Genomic DNA, 17702 nt, shown 5'->3' on the forward strand with positions numbered 1-17702 from the left:
TCATGCTGGAACTACGCAAGGACATCTTCGCCGACGAGCGCGACGACAATCTCAAGGAGATCGGCAAGGGCACGCAGCGCCAGGACATGCTCGGCCACATCACGGGGACGTCGAGCTATTTCAACGATCATAAGCTCCAGGGCATGCTGCACTTGAAGGTCGTTCGCTCGACTCAGGCCCATGCTAAGCTGCGCCGCATCGATACCACGGACGCAGAACGCTCAGCCGGCGTGCGCCGGATCATTCGCGGCACTGACGTGCCGGTCAATCTCAACACGCTGCTGAGCCTGATCAATTTCGGCAAGGACGACGAGCCATCACTGGCCGTCGACAAGGTCCGCTACAAGGGCGAGCCGATCCTCGCCATCGTCGCCGACAGCGAGCGTGAGGCGTTCGAGGCCATTGCAAAAGTGCGGATCGACTATGAGCCGCTACCGACCGTGTTCGACGTCGAGGATGCCCTCAAGCCGGGCGCGCCCGTGGTCAACGAGACCTATCCGAAGAACGCCTTCATCTATCACGACGTCTACGATCACCAGCGCCTGCGGTTCGGCGATGCCGATGCGGCACTCGCGAACGCCGACCACGTCCTCGAACAGCGCTACCAGATGTCGCCGATCGAGCACGCGCCGACCGAGACCAATGGCGCGATTGCCGCGCCCGACACCAACGGCCGCTACGTCGTCTACACCTCGACCCAGGCGCTGTTCTTCTCGGTCGATACCTGCGCCAAGATTTTGGACGTGCCTTCCAACACCTTCCACTTCATCGGTGGCACGGTCGGCGGCGGCTTTGGCGGCAAGGTGGATACCCTGACCGAGCCGCTCGCGATCCTCGGCGCCATGCTGACCGGACGGCCCGTGCGCTACGTGTTCGGTCGCGAGGAGGAGATGCAGTACGGCCCGCCGCGCGGCGCCGAGCGCATCTACATCAAGGACGGCGTGATGCGCGACGGCCGCATCGTCGCCCGAAAGATCCGTGCCTATTTCGACAGCGGCGCCTATACGCGGCTCTCTAGCTACGCCGCGGTGAAATGCGCCGCGCATTTGCCGGGCCCCTATACCATCCCGAACGTTTATGGCGACGTCTACTGCGTCTTCACCAATCGCACGCCGGCGACCGCCATGCGCGGCTTCGGCGTCACCGCGATGGACTTTGCCATCGAATGCCAGATGGACAAGCTCGCAAACCTCGTCGGCATGGACCCAATGGAGTTCCGGATTCTGAACGCCTATCGCGACGGTGACATGAAGGCGCATCGGCGCGAGGCCAAGAACACGGCGCTGATCGAATGCGTTCAGGTCGCCGCCGAAAAGGCCAAATGGCCGATCCGCGACGAGTTCAGGCGCGCCTCCTCGCGCAAGGATGGTGGCGGCAGCCGCGCCGCGATTCCGCCGACGCCGACGGATGTGCGCGCGCGGCCGGCCGCGCCCGCCCAGCAGCGCACGACCTATGACCGCGCACCCGTGACCGCGACAAGAGAGCCGCCGCGCGAACCGCCACCGCCGACACCGCCGCCTCCTCCGCCCCGCCCGGCGGCACCATCGCACGGCGCCACCCGCTTCTCTTCCGTGTTCGGGACCAGGAGGCGCTAGATGACCAGACATCGCGGACGCGGCATGGCGTCGATCAACTATCCCATCGGCATGAACCTCGGCGGCGATCCCAGCCAGGCGCTGGTTCACTCCAATCCCAGCGGCAAGTTCACAGTGGCGCTGTCGTCGATCGATCTCGGCCAGGGCATGAAATCGGTGACGCGGCAGATTTGCGCTGAGACGCTGGGCGTGCCGGTCGAGGACGTCTACGTCGACACCGCGGATTCCGACACCGGCCCGCATTGCATGGGTTCGTTCGCCTCGCGCGGCACTCACCGCGTCGGTAACGCCGTGATGGCTGCAGCCCGCGAAGCCCGCGGCGTGATGATGGAGGCTGCGGCCGAGGAGCTGGAGGTCAACGCCGCCGACCTCGAGACAGACGGGCGCGGCAACATCCATGTCAAAGGCGCGCCGCATCGCTCGATCTCGACCAAGGATGTCGCGATCGCCGCGCAATTCAAGCAGGGCAAGACCATCTCCGGCCGGGGAATATTCCTGGTACCGCTGTCCGATGTCGACCCCGAAACCGGAGAGATGTCGCCGGCAACCTGCTATGCCCATGCCTGCCTGGTCGCCGAGGTCGAGGTCGACGACGAGACCGGTGAGGTCGCGATGGTCCGGATGGACTCCGCCTATGAGCTCGGCCGCGCGCTCAACCCGCGGCTGGTCGAGCAGCAGCTCGTAGGCGGCGCCTGGATGGGCGTCAGCCACGCGCTCTACGAGACGCCCGAGCCTTACTATCCCGACCCCGCTCACGGCCCGCGCGACTTCGTCGAATATCTGATGCCCGGCCCCGGCGATATCTGCCCGCACGATATCGCGGTGCTGGAACGCCCTGCTCCCGATGGTCCCTTCGGCGCCAAGGGTCCCGGCGAGATGTGCGCCAACCCGGTGCTGCCGGCCGTGGCGAATGCGATCTTCAACGCGGTCGGCGTGCGCATCGACGATCTCCCGATTACGCCCGAGAAAGTGCTGCGCGCGATCAAGGCCCAGGGCGGCGCACGGCCGCAGGCGCGACGCTAGAGGATTGGCCGTGGCGGTTCGCAGCAACATCGTCGGAATCGACAGCCCACAAGCGCTGGAGAAGGCGCTGCGCGCAGCCTATTACCTCGCCGACGAGGGACTGGCCACCGCCGCCTATCTCGGGCTCGCGCTCGGCAAGCCGCTGCTGCTGGAAGGAGCGCCCGGCGTCGGCAAGACGGAGGCTGCAAAGGCGATCGCTGCCGTGCTCGGCCGCCGGCTCATCCGCCTGCAATGCTATGAGGGCATCGACGCGTCGGCCGCACTCTATGAGTGGAACTACCCGCGCCAGATGCTCGCGATCCGCCAGGCCGGCGACGAGAGCATCGACATCTATGGCGAGACGTTCCTGATCGAGCGGCCGATGCTGGCCGCGCTGCGCGCACCCGATTCCACCGTTCTGCTGATTGACGAAATCGATCGCGCCGATCAGGAGTTCGAGGCCTTCCTGCTCGAATTCCTCTCCGACTTCCAGATCTCGATCCCCGAGCGCGGCACGGTACGCGCGGCGGAGCGACCCGTGGTCGTGCTGACATCGAACCGGACACGCGACCTGCACGAAGCGCTGCGCCGCCGCTGCGTCTATCACTGGATCGACTATCCCACCGCCGAGCGCGAAGCCCGCATCATCATGATGCGCGCCTCGAGCGTCGCCGAGGCCACGGCACGCGCGGTCGTCGCGACCGTCGAACGGCTGCGGCGCGAGCCGCTCAGCAAGGCACCGGGCATCGCTGAGGCCGTCGATTGGGCCGAGGCCGCGACGCTCCTTCACGAGGGCGGCGCGCGCTGGCCCGATGCGTTCAAGCGCTCGATCGGCGTGGCGCTGAAGGACGAAGAAGACCTGCATTTCATTTCGCCGCGGCTCGACGCCATGCTCGCGGAGGCGACCGCATGAGCACCGAGCCGCAGCTCCCGCGCGCCGCGCGCGTGTTCGTCGCCTTCGTCCCGCTGCTGCGCGCGAATGGCTTTGCCGTGGCGCCGGAGCAGACCACGACGTTCCTGGCGGCCATCGAGCTGCTCGGCCCTGATAGCATCGAGGATATCAGACAAGCTGCACTGGCGACGCTAGCTCCGCCGCCCGATCGTCGTGCCACCTTCGACCGGCTGTTCGATCTCCACTTCCGCGGCAGCGAGACGATTGCGCGCGATGACGAGGGCGAGGACGACGAGACGGTTCGCCTCCAGGAAGAGGGCCGCGGCGACGAGGAGCCCCTGCTCTCCGACGAGGCGAGCGAGTCCGGCCTCACCGCGACCCGAAGCGAGGCGCTGGTCGAGCGCCGCTTTGGGGTGAGTTCGACAACGGACGCGCTACGCCGCCTGGCGCGCGAGGCGTCGCGACGTCTGCCGCGACGGCGTGGCCACCGGCGCATGCGCGCCCGCCGCGGACCATTTGCCGACCTCCGCCGCACCTTGCGCGACACCGTCCGCAGCGACGGCGAGATCTTGCGGCTCGGTCACCTCAAGCGGCGGCAGCGGTCACGCAAGATATTGCTGCTGATCGACGTGTCCGGCTCCATGAAGACTCGCACTGAGGAGAACATGAAGCTCGCGCATGCGCTGGTGCAGGCGGCACCCAATGTCGAGGTCTTCACCTTCGGTACGCGGCTGACGCGGGTCACCCGCCCCTTACGACTGAAGCGTCGCGAGCAGGCATTGAACGCAGCCGCTCATCTCGTCAGCGACTGGGATGGTGGCACCCGCATTGGCGATGCGCTGCAAGCCTTCCTCGCCGTGCCACGGTTCGGCGGCTATGCGCGTGGCGCCGCTGTGGTGATCGTCTCCGATGGACTCGAGCGCGGTGAAGGCGACGCACTTCGCGACGCCGTCGCGAAACTATCGCGGCGGTCCTGGCGCTTGAGCTGGCTGACGCCGCTCGCCACAAGCCCGGCCTTCCGCCCGCAGACCGAAGCGCTCATTGCCATCGAGCGCTTCGTCGATGATCTCGTGGATGGCGGCTCGAGCGCGTCGATCGTCGCGCACATTCTGGCGTTGGGACGAAGGAGAGCGGCGTGACCAATATTGTCGACGGCCATCATCACATCTGGCGGCAGGCCGACCTGCCCTGGCTGATCGGTCCGATGCAGCCGCGAATCTTCGGCCCCTACGAGTCGATACGGCGCGATTATCCGATCCAGGAATATCTCGACGACATCGAGGGCACCAGCGTCACCCGCTCGGTCTATGTGCAGACCAACTGGGCCAACGACCGCTTCGAGGACGAGGCCGCCTGGGTGCAGCAGGCCGCCGACGAACACGGCTGGCCGCACGCGATCATCGCCTACGCCAATTTCGCGGTCGAGGACGTTCGTCCCCAGCTCGATCGTCTCAAGCGCTATCCGCTCGTGCGCGGCGTACGCATGCAACTGCATTGGCACGAGAACCCGCGCTACCGCTTTGCAGCCCGCCCCGATCTCTGCGCAGATCCAATAATCCGCCGCAACGTCGCGCATCTCGCCGACTATGGCTGGAGCTTCGACCTGCAGGTGTTCACGCCGCAGATGCCGGAGGCAGCGGAGCTGGCCGACGCTTGTCCGAAGGTGACTTTCATCCTCCAGCATGCCGGCATGCTGGAGGACCTCTCGGCGGCAGGCCGCGCCGCCTGGCGCGCCGGCATGGCGCGGCTTGCGGCCTGCCCGAACGTAGTCTCAAAGCTCTCCGGGCTCGGCACCTTCATCCATCGCAACGATCCCGCGCACATCGCTGCCGTTCTCGCCGACACCGTTGCGATTTTCGGTGCCGAGCGCTGCCTGTTCGGCTCCAATTTCCCGATCGAGAAATTGTGGACCAGCTATCGCGAGCTCGTCGACGCGTTTTGCGCGGCAGCCGCACCGCTGAGCACCGAACAACAGGACGCGATCTTTCGGGCGACCGCTACGCGCGTCTATCGGCTTTGACAGACAAGAAGCAATACAAGGAGGGACGCGAATGGCGCTGGAGATCAAGATCCTGGACTACGGCGATATCGAGCTGGAATCGAGCTTCCTGGTGCTCGGCCGCGACTGCGGCCGCACGCGCCGCGTTCTCACCCTGGGCTTCCTGATCCTCGGCGGCAAATATCCGGTCGTGGTCGATACCGGCTATCGCTCCAACCAGATCATGGAGACGCTGGGCATGCGCGGGCTGCAATACCACGAGAACATGATCGAGAATCAGCTTGCGCGCCATGGTGTGCGCATGGGCGACGTCCGCTTCGTCTGCCACACTCATCTGCACATCGACCATGCCGGCAAGGACGATCTATTTCCGATGAACACGACAGTCGTCCTCAACCGCAGGGAGCTCGAATATTCCGTTTCCGGCCTGATGCATCCCCAATATCCAGCGCCCGACATCAAGCACCTGATCGACCGCTTGCACACCAAGAGCGCGCTGCGCTTTCTGGATCTCGAGGTCACCGGCCCGATCGAGTTGATGCCCGGCGTCTATTGCGATGCCGCCAACGCCCATACCGAGGGATCGATGAACATCATCGTTCACACCGCCGACGGCATTGCCACCATCTGCGGCGACGTGATCTACGACTTCAACGACCAGATCGTCACGCCCTTCAACGAGATCCACGATTGGGAGCCGCGCACCACCGGCAACCACGGCACCAGCAAGCGCGCGGAAAAGGCGGCGATCAAGAAGCTGCTCAGCAATTCGCGCTATCTCCTTCCCGTGCACGATCGCCCCGCCAAGATCGAAGGCGGCAATGTCGTCGGGCGGCTGCACGACCAGGTCCCAGGCCCGATCGTGCAGTCCTTGCCCGAGCGCAACTGGTTCCCGGCCTGAGACCCTTTCTGCGCATGATCTTGCCGGAAGTCCGCGCCGTACTTTCCGGACCATGGTCCTGGAGGATCGACCGATGACCCACGTTACCTTGCGTTCCGACTTCGAGACCCTGATCGACCCGTACGCGCCGGTCGCGCAAGTCGGCACCGGCTTCGAGTTCACGGAAGGACCGATCTGGCATCCGGTCGATCACTACCTCCTGTTCTCGGATATGCCGGGCGACGTGCGGCGGCGCTGGGACGCGCGGCGCGGCGTCGTGGAGGTCAAGCGTCCCTCGAACAAATGCAACGGCATGACCTATGATGCCGAGCTCAACCTCATCGTCTGCGAGCACGCGACGTCGTCGCTGGTCCGCGAGCGGCCGGATGGGCGGCGAGAGGTGCTGGCTTCACACTTCCAGGGCCAGGAACTCAACAGCCCGAACGATGTCTGCGTACACTCTTCCGGCGCGATTTATTTCTCTGATCCCTGGTATGGTCGGATGCCGGTCTATGGCGTCGAGCGGCCACGCCAGCTCGGCTTTCAGGGCGTCTATCGCCTCGTACCCGGCGGCGAACCGAAGCTCGTCGTCGACCGCAACCTGTTCGACCAGCCGAACGGGCTGTGCTTCTCGCCCGACGAAAAGCTGCTCTATGTCAACGACACCGTGCAGGCGCTGATCCGCGTCTTTGACGTCGATAGTGACGGTTCACTGTCGAACGCGCGCGTGTTTGCGAGCGGCATCCGCTCCGAGCTCGAGCCAGGTCTGCCCGACGGCATGAAGTGCGATCAGCAGGGCAATGTCTGGGTCACCGCGCCCGGCGGCGTCTGGGTCTATTCGCCGCGCGGTGAGCTGCTCGGCAAGGTTCGGGTGCCAGAGCTCGTCGCTAACCTCGCCTGGGGCGGTCCGGACTTCCGCATGCTGTATCTGACTGCGACGCATTCGGTGTACGCGATCCCGACCAAGGTCGGCCCGCGGCATGAGCCCTATATGAGCGGCCGGCGAAGCGGCGGCGGCACGGCGCCAAGCTCCGCGCCAACCTCGCCCATCCTCGCCGAGGGCGAGATGCGGCTCGATCCGCAGCGATGCGCGATGATCATCCAGGACCTTCAGAACGACGTCATCATGGAGGGCGGCGCCTTCGCCGAGTCGGGCGCCCCCGGTCATGCGCGGCAGCAGCACGTGGTTGACAACGTCCGCCGTCTTGCCGAGACCGCGCGCGCCCGCGGCGTCGCCATCATCCATGTCTGGTTCATCGTCGAACCCGGCGCGCCCGGCGTCACGCTGAATGCGCCGCTGTTCGAAGGCCTCGTCGACAGCAAGGCGATGGTACGCGGAAGCTGGGGTGCGGCGCCCGTGTCCGGCCTCGAGCCGCGACCGGGCGACTTCGTCGTCGAGAAAATGCGCATGAGCGCGTGGGAAGGCACGCGGCTGGAGACGATCCTGAAAGCCACCGGCCGCGACATGATAATCAATACCGGTGCCTGGACCAATATGTCGGTCGAGCACACCGCGCGCACCGGCGCCGACAAGGGCTACTTCATGATCGTGCCCGAGGATTGCTGCTCGACCATGAATGCGGATTGGCACAACGCCTCGATCAACTTCGCCATGCAAAATGTCGCGGTGGTGACCAGGGCGGAGGCGGTCATTAGGGCGCTGGGATGACGCGCAGTGCCGAAGCTCCTGCATCTGTCCTGCTCGCCCCGCCCCGACTCGGAATCGAGTGCCGCCGCGCTGGTCTTCATTGACGGCTTTCGTCAGACCCATCCCGATTGGGACATCGACTTCATGGATCTCTGGCGCGAGCGGATGCCTGAGTTCGCTGGTCCCATCCTCGAGGCCAAATACGCCCGCATGAACGGCCAGCGCTTCAGCGATCCTCAACGCGACGGTTTTACCGAGGCCGAGCGCATCGCGCTGCGCTTTTCACTCGCCGATCGCGTGCTGATCTCGACGCCGATGTGGAACTTCGGCATCCCCTACAAGCTGAAGCAGTTCATCGACATCATCGTCCAGCCCGGGCTTACCTTTCGGTTCGATCCGTCCCAGGGATACGTTCCGCTGCTGAGGGACCGGCCAACGCTCGTGATCCTCGCCAGCGGCAGCGATTTCTCCACCGGCATGAACCGCGGCCGCATCGACATGGCAACGCCCTACGTGCGGGAAATCCTGCGCTTCATTGGCATCAACGATGTCCGTTTCGTGCCGATCGGGCCGACCACGGGACCCCCACAACCGATTGAGGCCGCCCGTGAACGGGCGTTCAAGCGCCTCGGCGCCCTGGCTGCGCATTTCTGATGCCGTTGCGAACACGTCGCCGCTTCAATGCGGCGGCGGGATCAAGGCGCGCAGGATGCCCGGCTTCCAGGCCTGACGCGCGCTGTCGAAGGCCGCGAAATCATGGTCGAACTGCCAGTAGGCCCATGACCAGCCAAGCCTGTCGGCGTTTCTCGCCACGAAGGAGAGGTATCGCAAGCGACTGTCGGACGGCGCACGCTCGTACACCCCGAACTCCCCGAGATAAAGGGGGCGCCTCTCACTCTCCGCCCAGAGACTCATTTTCCTGAAATCGGCGGCGGCTTTTGCTTCGTCATCCCGAGTACCCCAAGCCAGCGGACCGATCTTCGAGAAAGTTGCAGACCATGGTGCACCCTGGTGCGTGAACCGTATGGGGGCGTAGTAGTGAAAAGTGACAATGAGCTTCCTGTCCTCGGCCGGCAGAGCCAGCTCGTCGACAGGAATATCATCCGTGTTGAGAACGGCGGCAATGACCGGCCGCTCGGGGTTGGTGCGGCGGATGATCGCGAGACACTCGTTGAGCAGTGAATTCCAGCTGGCGGACGTCATGAGCCCGCCAGGTTCATTCAGGACCTCGAAGACGAGCGAGGGATACTGCCCCGCATAGCGCTCGGATATCTGCCTCCAGAACGACTTCAGCTTCTCAGTGCATCCGGCAACGTCGCTTTGACAAACGTGGGTATCGTGTTCGTCGAGCACAGGAATGAGGCCCCTCGCAAGGACTTCCTCGATGACGGTGTCGAGCCGCCTCAGGACGATCTCATCCAGGACATTCTCCGGACCCATGAACTTGAAGCCGAAGAAGTTGATCCTGACGTGCGAAAATCCGGCCTTCTTGATTGCCGTCAAATTCTCCAGGCGGAAGGGCGCGTTCTGACCGCCCTCCCAGATTCCATCGTAGCCGAGAATATTGATGCCGCGCCCGAGTTTCGGCACGTCGCGGGAATTGGCCCGCTCGGCTCCGCGAACGTCGGAGAAGAGCGATGCGACGAATATCACCGTCGCTGCCAGCATGGCGCTCCCCGCCCACCGAGCGCGCATGACGGTCATCTTGCGTCCATTTGCAAGGACTGCAAATCGGCCTGTGGCACAGGCCTGCAGGTCGCGAACAAGAACGCCACCAGCAACACCGACGTGAACATGGTCGAGCGGAGGAATGTCGTCTCCGTGAAATTGGTCTGGAAGCTCAGGACGACAAATCCGATGATGAGAGCACAGTGCGAACGATCGATGGATCTGGTCGAGATCAGATGGAGAATCTTGCTCGAGAACAGAAGGACACTCGCTGCGAAAAGCACGTATCCCAGAAATCCGGTTTCCATCAGGATCGCGATGTAGCCGCTGTGATAATTGTCGAGTACCCAGCCGTGGTTTTGTTCGAAATAATCGTAGATCGACGGCACCGTCCAAAAACCGTTGATCCCGAAACCGAGCAGCGGCGCATCGTCGAAATGGCTGATGGCGTAGTGCCAGATGAAGGTTCGTTCAGTGAAATCGATCGTCGCATCGCCGACATGGATGGCGTCATAGCCTGTCAGGTAAAAATAAAGAAACAGAATTCCGGCCAGGAGACACATGACGAACGGCAGCACCGCATAGACCCTCATGCAGCCGACCGACCACATCGAGGTCACGAGCAACGCACAGGCTGCCAGGGCAACAGCGCCGGCACCGCGCGATTCCGACGCGAGGACGCAGGTCGAGGCCAGCAGGAACACGAAGAGGAACGTCGGCCAACCCTGCCCCTTCATCTTACGATAACAGCCAAAAAACATCAGATACGCGCCGACGAATCCGAGCGTCTGCTTCGATTCATAGACGCCCTGCCATTGACCGCTATGCATCCAGGTCTGGTCTATCCCGATATCGGGGACAGCAAGCGCACAGAAAGCCGATGCGGCGACCAATATCACCAGCCCAAGGGCCGTGGCCCTCACAATCTCGTCGATCTCGATGCGCGTGATGAGACAGAACGCGCCGAAGGTCGTCATGGCAAGCGCCGCGCTTTTCATGAACGCCGCCGCGCTCAGGCTCGACCAGAACACGGAGGCCACCGCGAACGTGTAGAATGCGAGCAGCGCGATCAGATCGAGATTGAACTGCAGACGCAGGCGCGGGCGCACGAATGCACTTGCGTAGATGAGGACGCCCCACATCAGAAGCGCCGCGGTCTGCTGCACAAAGGTGAGCTCCGGCGGCAGGAGCGCGGCGTTGAAGATGCCCATCGATGCAATCACGTTGATAGTAATCGAACAACTGATCGCGGCTCTGGCAATCTTCTCAACGCCAACGCTGCGCGTCTCCCAGAACGCGCTCTCGAGTGTCCCGGAATCCACCTCGGTCTGCAGGCTGGCCATGAACCGACCTTCCCTAGGCACGGTTAATAATTTGCTAGCACGGTCGAGCTCCGCCACTCCCAGCGCACAGGAGGCCGAACTTTAAGGATTTAATAACGATAAGAGACCCGGCGCGGCGCATTAATGCAAATCGTACCCCGCTGGTGTCTCGCCCGTAACGACCCTGCTATAAAGCGCGGATCGAGCTCGATCGAATTTTCACGAATTGTCTGGTTTTCTTGGTTGCGCATGAACAGATCCAGCAGCACGTTCGATATCGCCATCGAGCAGGCGTTCGATTTTCTGTGTCCGGAATACGCAGAGTTGTTTGACAACTCCGCCGCCACCGCGTTCCAGCATCCACAGTGGCTACACAGCCTCTATGCTAGGCTGGCATCTCATGCAGGGGCAACGCGTCTCATCGTCGTGGTCCGCCATCGCACGACGCGCGCCCTTGCGATGGTGCTGCCTCTGCTGCGGATCCGGCGTGGTCCGATACGGACCGTCGAATTCGCCGACCTCCGCGTCTCCGACTATCTGGCGCCGGTTTGCAGCCCGGGAGCATTTTCTCAACTGCTCGCGGACGAGAGCGCATGCGCGGAGCTTCGGAGCCTCCTCCGCCCTTTCGACCTGCTCCGCATGACCAAGCTTCCCGACGGACGGCTTCCGATCGAGAACCTCCTGGCTGCACCCCGCCGCGTCTCGATGGACACCAATGCCTACGCGACCGTTCTCATCGCGCCGTTCGAGCAATGGCGGGCCAGCGCGATGGATCGCTCCTATCAGAAGGAACTCGCGAAGAAATATCGACAGCTCCAGAAGAAGGGCGCCTTGAGCTTCTCGTGCTGCAACGATAGCGCCTCCATGCTCGACGCGCTGAAGGTCATGAAGAAATTTCGCGGGCCGCGGTTTCAGTCACAAGGCGACGGAGATCTGCTCCAGCGCCCTGAGTATTTCGACTTCTATTCCGAGGTGGCCCTCCGCGGCCTCGGCTCCTTTGTGCGGCTCTATGCCATGAAGATGGACGGCGAGGTGATCGCCGCCGTGCTCGGATTGTGCCACCGCGACACCTTCCACGTCATCATGAGCGCCTTCGACATTGCGGGCTACAAGAGCCAGTCGCTGGGCGCGCTGATGTTCGAGCAGGTGGCCAGGGATTGCATCGAGCGCGGGGACCAGATGCTCGACTTCACCATAGGTGACGAGCCGTACAAAAAACTGTTCGGCGGGCAGCCATCGCCGATGTGGGCGGTCACAAAGGCCGGCAGCACCGCAGGCGCCGTCGCGTTGTTCGCGCTGAAGCAGGCTCCTTGGCTCAAACTGGCCGCCAAGCGGATGTCGGAGTTCAGGCTTCTGCCGACTCGCACCTCGACCCCGACACGCTGACGAGCGCGGGACGCCAACGGCCGGGGCGCTCAGGCGCGAAGCGCGCTGCGGACATGCGCGAGCCAGCCTGGCCGCATTTGATCGACCCGATGGGTGATACTGCGGCGCAGGAAGTGCAGCCGCCGCCGCACATCCCAGCCGATATCGTCGCGCGAGGTCAAGGCTTGGCGGAATCGTGCCATCTTCAGTGACTGCTGGTCTGCCGCGACCTTGTCGCGATCGGAATAGAATTCCGAGATCTTGTCCCTGTTCATGCCGGGAGTCATCAGCCACCGCGGCACATATTCGGTACAAAGACGCTCGACGTCCACCAGCAGGCGCGCGACGCCGGTTCCGGCGGCGGGACAGTTGGTCTGGAACGCATCACCAATGAGCACGACACCGGGCTGAAGGTGGCCCTCGACGACCGAGAGGTCCATCACCCAGTTCTGTATCCGGTCAATCACGCGGAAGTCGCCGAGATAGGTCTGCAATCCCGGCAGCAGGCGCAGAACGGTCGCTTCCGTTTCGCGACGTAGATCGCGCATGATCGGATCGGCCGGGTCGCGGAACATGAAGAGATTCGCCCTCATACCCGCGCGCACGGGAAACAGGCTGAGGTAGTCGACGCCGTCCCCTGTGCGCTCGCCGTAACAGGTCAGCGCGTTGAAATCGAACGGCGCGCCATCGCGTCGGGCGATCGTAAAGCCGAACGAGACCGAATGGCCCGCAGCCAGCACGCGCCGCCTGATGCCGAGCTTGTGGCCGAGAACTCCTGCCATGCCCGTGGCCAGAACGATGAGGCGCGCAGTGACGCGCCGCCCGGAAGCGAGCTCGAGATGCTGGAGCTCGTCGCTACAGCTGATCGCAGTGACCTCGTCGACGATCAGGCTGGATGGATCAGGTAACTGGCTGCGCGCCATCGCGACGAGATCGGCATAGGCAAGCCCGTAAGCCTGGCCGACGCTGACATCGACCACCTTGCCTTCCCGGATATTGAGCACGCGGTCGTATGGACAGGCGGCGCTCTCGAGACCACGGATGAAGCCCAGCCTGCGGAACGCCTCCAGCTGTCGCCCGCCGATCTTTTCGACCCGGAATTCGTTCGGATAGACCGCACGCTTGTCGACCAGGGCAACGCGATGCCCTGCCCGCGCAAGAACGGCTGCCGCCAGCGACCCCGCAAGGCCACCGCCGACGATCGCGATGTCCGTCGCGATCGACGCGCTTGCCGCAGCGGCGATCGGCTCAGTCACGGTTGTATCGGTCGTCATGGTCCGGGCTCTCACGGTTAACGTGGCTTCATTTGCAACTTTCTCGCCTGATGTCGCATCGCTGGGCCAAACGCGATGATTTCCGGCGATCGAGGTTAATGACGGGAGGAAGATCTGGACCTGCGATGTCCCGGCACGGACCTTGCTCAGGAGGCTCTGCAGAGTTCACGCCTTGATAGATCCGCGGCCATTCCGGCGAGCCATTCCGCATTCGAACGGCTGACCGTGCTGTCCTCGGCGGTCGATCTGGCCCTTTGCCGCCCCCCCGGTCGAGCCGGGCCTTGCACTATCTGGAGACAATGGAGACGGCGATGTACCACAGTGAAGCAACCGACTTGGCCGCGACGTCGTGTATGGCGAACTCCTGGAAGCCGCTCATTAACACTCGCGGTTTTTCGGCATGCTAGGCTGGCGCCGGTATCGGCACGTATCTCTTCAGGGGAGAGTTGCCCCTTAACGTCCATGATCGAATCCATCATCCAACTCATGCGGCGCGACGTGACGCGCGGTGTCGTCGGGACCATCCTCCTCAAGGTTGGAAGCGGCGCGCTTGCGTTTGCGGTATTCTCGCTCGCGGCACGAACGATGTCGCCCGACGGTTTCGGTATCTTTGCGACCTGGCTTTCGGTTGCCCAGGTCGCATCGGTCGTGGGCCTGGTCGGCCAGGAATCGCTCCTGGTGCGCTTTCTGAACGAATATCAGGTCGGAAATCGACCCGATCTCACCAAGGGAGTGCTGCTGTCCAGCCTGAAGATTTCCTCCCTCGCGATGCTGATTGTGGTCGCCGCAATGTCGATTGCGGCGAGCTTGAAGGGCGACTGGTGGCTGCTGATCCTCGCCGTGTCCGCCTACACCGCCGTTAATGCGGGGGTGATGCTCGGCAGCCAGGTTGCGCGCTCGTTGGTCAGCATCCTCATGGGCGAGGGAAACAGAGAGTTCTTCTGGCGGGTCGGTGTCGTCTTGTTTCTGCTCGCAATCATGTTCGACCATCGGCGGCTCGACCCCGCCGAATTGTTCGCCGTGATGACGATCGCGATGTCGGTTGGCCTGGTCGCGCAGGTCGTTTCGATTGTGCGAGCTCTGCCGGATCTTCGCGGTACGGCGGCACGGTCCGAGCCGTCTCGCTGGAGATCGAGCGCGCTTCATTTCTGGATCGCATCCGTCCTGGAAGCCGCCAATCAGTATTTCGACGTCATTCTGGTGTACTGGATGCTGGATCCGGCGACAGCCGGCATCTATTTCGCCGCCTCGCGCCTTGCCAACATCTTCGCCATGCTGTCGGCGGCGCTATACAGTTTCGGCGCGCGCCGGCTTCCCTCGCTGTACTTCAGCAAGAACCATCAGGAATTCGAGCGGACGTTGCAGCTGATGGCGGAGGTGACCGCGCTTTGTGTGGTCAGCGGGCTGTTCCTGATCTGGATCGGCGGCCCCCATCTTCTCAACCTGTTCGGACCTCACTTCGCCGCGCAGCACTGGGTCCTTATCGTGCTCGCGATCGGAACGGCGTTTCAGGCAGCGGGCGGTCCATCCGCGGCGATCTTGCAGCTCACCGGCCATGAGCGCATCTATGTCCCCGTCGTTGCGGCGAACGTGGCGTTGCGGGTGGTCGGATTTCTCGTGCTGATTCCCTGGCTTGGCGTGCTTGGCGCGGCGATCTCGGCCACGGTGTCGTTGGCGCTAGCGACCATCGCGCTCAACGTCCTCTGTCACCGGCGAACGGGGGTCGATCCTTCAATTCTCGTGCTCTTGCGCCTCGGCGGATCGAAACGCGGCACGTACGCAGTCCGCGGCGCTGACGCGGGCGATTAGGCTTCGGTTCGATCGCGACAGGCAGCGCACACGCCGGACGACGATCAACCAGCCAGGCCGAGCGCTGCACCCCGACGTTGAGCCGACGACGGGTCTGCTGGCACACGATTGACGACGATCCCGGTCGGCACGCCGCCAAAGCGAGAGAGCGCGGCCGTGACCCTGCGCATTGCGGCTGAATCGATTGCGTCTTCGCGGACGACCAGAATGACGAGATCAGCGTGAGCGGCCAGCGCCGCCGCCTCCGGCTGCAAGGCCAGAGAGGTGGCATGGATCACGATCAGATCGAACTCCGAACGAATATCGTCCGCGGGCGACGATTCAGGTCCGTTGCCGACGTTCAAAAGCGCATCGATGCTGCGAACGTCAGCGGTGGTTGCGCCATCCACCGGCGCCTTGGCGAGGCTGGCCCCGGCACCACCGAGATCCGGCTCGACCCGGATCAGGACGCTCAGCTTTCCCCTGTTCAGCGCCCACCGATTGAGCGAGCGCGCGACGGTGTTGCCGCCGGCCCGCTTCCCTACCGACATCACGAGAGCAACCCTACCCCGGCTTCCAGGCAATTGCTCCAGCCTGTCAATGAGCGGACGCAGATGAGGACCGAGATCGAGCTCACTCGTCGCGGACACCGGACCTTGCCAGATGTTTCTTGGGACATCGCTGGGCAAGAGTTCGGGAACGCGGGCCCACACCGGCGGACGCGACCACGCGCCGGGCTGGCGCGGAGCCGGATCGGGGGCGCGAACGTCCGGAACGGGTTTGTTCGATCTGCGTCCCGTTGCCGCGACGACCGCCGTCGATGTCAGCAGCGATCCGATCGCCAGCGCGGCGAGCAGCAAAGACAGCGGCGGAAGGGTCGAGCGAAGCGGCGGAATGGCGGGCGAGGCGACCTTGGTCTGAGAACTCTGCAACAGGCGCTGTTCATTCGTCGTCTTGGACCGCGAGAGGAATTGCTCGTAGATGTTTCTGTTGGCCTCGGCGTCGCGCTGTAGCTCCTGGAGCCGGACCAGAGCCTGACCGTCGACCAGGAGCTGCGATTCAGCCGCCTTCATCTGGCTTTCCAGAGCCTTCTGCTGATCGCGCTGAGCCTCATATTCCGACTTCGCGGTATCGATGCCTTTCGTCCGCTCGACCTCGATCTGTCTGTTCAAATCGTTTAGCTGGCTGTACGACATCACGAGATCGGGATGGCGATCGCCGAGCACCGCCCGCTTCTGCGCAATCTGATCATTGAGGGCCGACCGCTGGGCGCGCAACGCGCTCAGGAGGTCCTGCTTGACGGGACCCTCGACATTCGCCTTCGCGTCACGCTGCGCCTGCTCGTAACGGGCTTTGGCCTCCTCGGTCCGCGCGCGGGCAGCGGCGACCTGCTGCGACAGCTCGGTCACCCGCAATTGCTGGGTCGTTGCGTCCTTGCCGGCGTTGACGATACGGTGCTCGAGCTTGAATGTGGCGACGGCGTCCTCCGACGCCTTCAGCCGGTCGCTCAACGTCTTGAGCCGGCCACCGAGCCAGTCGGCAGCCTCGTCGGTCGCCTCGGTGCGGATGCGGCTCTGTCTGGCGACGAACGCCTCGGCAATGGCGTTGGCATAATAGGCAGCCCGCTCCGCCCGATTCGAGGTGAAGCGGATGGCGATGACATAGGTCAGCCCGCGACGGGAAATGTCGAGACGGTTGCGGAAACGCTCGAGCAGGCGCGCGGGGGCCGTGTAGCCGCCGGAAATGTCTTCGTCATCGCGAATCTTGAGCTGCTCGATCAGCGGCTCGAGAAAGCCGTCGGACTTCGCCACTTCGACCAGGCTTTGCAGCGCGGCGCTATCTTGCCCTATGCCCGGCAGAACGTCCTGCTCCGTGGTCACGCGTTGCTCGCGGGGATCGACGACGACCAGTGCGGTCGCTGCGAACCGCACCGGAATCATCAGGAGAACGACGGCGCCAAGCGCGAAGATCGCAAGAGCGAGCGTCAATATCCGCCGAGCGTTTTCGCGAAGGAAGGCGAGCACACCGGCGGCAGTGAACATACCGCCAAAGCGTGCAGCGGCTCCGGCGGCCTCATCGACGCCCGACGAATTTTGGCTCCAAGACGCGGCAACGCCGGTCGATCCGGAACTTGTCGGGTCTGCGCGGCGACCGAACGTCATGGACTCTACTCGGATTCAACTGGCGAACACTGTTCAGTGGCCTGCTCCACCGTAAATATCTATGGTTAATCCGCGGTTACCTGCCCCTCGCGCGACCATCACCAATT

General features: G+C 63.7%; 14 protein-coding genes. 10 read left to right on the forward strand and 4 right to left on the reverse strand.

Annotated elements, in window-relative coordinates; all coding sequences use genetic code 11:
• The first annotated feature begins 2 nt into the window (after positions 1–2).
• The 8 genes from IVA78_RS12545 (at position 3) to IVA78_RS12580 (ending at position 8670) form a co-directional block, all read left to right on the forward strand.
• Positions 3–1595 carry a molybdopterin cofactor-binding domain-containing protein gene (locus IVA78_RS12545; RefSeq protein ID WP_247278140.1) on the forward strand — a complete coding sequence of 531 codons (1593 nt, stop codon included), beginning with the start codon at positions 3–5 and terminating at the stop codon, positions 1593–1595.
• Positions 1596–2618, forward strand: coding sequence for a molybdopterin cofactor-binding domain-containing protein (locus tag IVA78_RS12550; protein ID WP_091887626.1), 1023 nt, complete (start codon positions 1596–1598; stop codon positions 2616–2618).
• Between the two features lie 10 nt (positions 2619–2628).
• Positions 2629–3510, forward strand: coding sequence for a MoxR family ATPase (locus IVA78_RS12555; protein WP_247278141.1), 882 nt, complete (start codon positions 2629–2631; stop codon positions 3508–3510).
• Positions 3507–4628, forward strand: a complete 1122-nt coding sequence (locus tag IVA78_RS12560) for a VWA domain-containing protein (protein WP_247278142.1) — start codon at positions 3507–3509, stop codon at positions 4626–4628. The genes IVA78_RS12555 and IVA78_RS12560 overlap by 4 nt, the downstream gene beginning before the upstream one ends.
• Positions 4625–5509, forward strand: coding sequence for an amidohydrolase family protein (locus IVA78_RS12565; RefSeq protein WP_247278143.1), 885 nt, complete (start codon positions 4625–4627; stop codon positions 5507–5509). The genes IVA78_RS12560 and IVA78_RS12565 overlap by 4 nt, the downstream gene beginning before the upstream one ends.
• Before the next feature lie 31 nt (positions 5510–5540).
• On the forward strand, positions 5541–6389 hold the full coding sequence (locus IVA78_RS12570; protein ID WP_247278144.1) for an MBL fold metallo-hydrolase: 849 nt from the start codon (positions 5541–5543) through the stop codon (positions 6387–6389).
• Positions 6390–6462: 73 nt separating this feature from the next.
• Positions 6463–8037, forward strand: coding sequence for an isochorismatase family protein (locus tag IVA78_RS12575; RefSeq protein WP_247278145.1), 1575 nt, complete (start codon positions 6463–6465; stop codon positions 8035–8037).
• A gap of 6 nt (positions 8038–8043) precedes the next feature.
• A complete protein-coding gene (locus IVA78_RS12580) occupies positions 8044–8670 on the forward strand; it encodes an NAD(P)H-dependent oxidoreductase (protein ID WP_247278146.1) in 627 nt (208 codons plus the stop codon).
• A gap of 24 nt (positions 8671–8694) precedes the next feature.
• On the opposite strand, the gene IVA78_RS12585 is transcribed toward IVA78_RS12580, so the two are convergent.
• Together IVA78_RS12585 and IVA78_RS12590 are read right to left on the reverse strand one after the other, a co-directional pair.
• A complete protein-coding gene (locus tag IVA78_RS12585; protein ID WP_247278147.1) occupies positions 8695–9720 on the reverse strand; it encodes a cellulase family glycosylhydrolase in 1026 nt (341 codons plus the stop codon).
• Positions 9717–11027, reverse strand: coding sequence for an O-antigen ligase family protein (locus IVA78_RS12590; RefSeq protein WP_247415467.1), 1311 nt, complete (start codon positions 11025–11027; stop codon positions 9717–9719). The genes IVA78_RS12585 and IVA78_RS12590 overlap by 4 nt, the downstream gene beginning before the upstream one ends.
• A 228-nt stretch (positions 11028–11255) precedes the next feature.
• Here IVA78_RS12590 and IVA78_RS12595 point away from each other — a divergent pair, with 228 nt between their 5' ends.
• Positions 11256–12392, forward strand: coding sequence for a GNAT family N-acetyltransferase (locus tag IVA78_RS12595; protein WP_346275296.1), 1137 nt, complete (start codon positions 11256–11258; stop codon positions 12390–12392).
• Between the two features lie 29 nt (positions 12393–12421).
• Here IVA78_RS12595 and IVA78_RS12600 read toward each other — a convergent pair whose 3' ends face one another.
• A complete protein-coding gene (locus IVA78_RS12600; protein WP_247415339.1) occupies positions 12422–13645 on the reverse strand; it encodes an NAD(P)/FAD-dependent oxidoreductase in 1224 nt (407 codons plus the stop codon).
• Positions 13646–14107: 462 nt separating this feature from the next.
• On the opposite strand from IVA78_RS12600, the gene IVA78_RS12605 reads away from it, so the two are divergent.
• Entirely contained in the window at positions 14108–15454 is a 1347-nt protein-coding gene (locus tag IVA78_RS12605; RefSeq protein ID WP_247465530.1) for a polysaccharide biosynthesis C-terminal domain-containing protein, read from the forward strand.
• Positions 15455–15498: 44 nt separating this feature from the next.
• Here the strand turns inward: IVA78_RS12605 and IVA78_RS12610 are convergent, their stop codons facing one another.
• Positions 15499–17595, reverse strand: a complete 2097-nt coding sequence (locus IVA78_RS12610; RefSeq protein ID WP_247278151.1) for a GumC family protein — start codon at positions 17593–17595, stop codon at positions 15499–15501.
• Between the last annotated feature and the right edge of the window lie 107 nt (positions 17596–17702).

It is taken from the genome of Bradyrhizobium sp. 137, assembly GCF_023074095.1.
Classification (GTDB): domain Bacteria; phylum Pseudomonadota; class Alphaproteobacteria; order Rhizobiales; family Xanthobacteraceae; genus Bradyrhizobium.